Source organism: Nitrosopumilus sp. b1, from assembly GCF_014078545.1.
Lineage (GTDB): Archaea > Thermoproteota > Nitrososphaeria > Nitrososphaerales > Nitrosopumilaceae > PXYB01.
Genome location: NZ_MU078762.1, coordinates 631 through 1,089, shown reverse-complemented (window position 1 = coordinate 1,089; position 459 = coordinate 631). Strand labels below are relative to the sequence as shown.

At 34.4% G+C, this 459-nt stretch carries 1 protein-coding gene; it reads left to right on the top strand.

Features of this window, described 5'->3' with window-relative positions; genetic code table 11:
- On the top strand, positions 1-459 hold a 459-nt coding region (locus tag C6988_RS10470), incomplete at both ends, for an ATP-grasp domain-containing protein (protein ID WP_342752391.1).

The following is a 459-nucleotide window of genomic DNA, read 5'->3' as shown; positions in this document are numbered from 1 at the left end:
AAGGAACTCTATCTTTCATTGTTTTTGAATCGAAGTAAAAGATGCTATACAATTATTGCATCATCTGAAGGAGGAGTCGAGATTGAATCAGTAAAAAATCAAATCATTAAAGAAGTAGGCTTGGGCAATGTTGAAGAAAATGTTGCAAGAGAAGTTGCAAAAGAAATGGGATTGGAAGGAAAAGCAGCAGATGATTTAGTTGAGATTTTACAAAAATTATCAAAGCTAACAATTGAGAAAGAGGCAGAACTAGCAGAAATTAATCCATTAGCAATTATCGAAGATGGTTCACTGCTTGCCCTTGATGGTAAAGTAATGACAGATGATAATTCAAACTTTAGGCATGAGGAGCTCATGAAATATCAAGAAATATCAGAGCTTGAAGAAAGAGCAGAAAAAAGTGGATTCTCACTTGTAGAATTAGATGGAAATATTGCAGTAGTTGGAAATGGTGCAGGA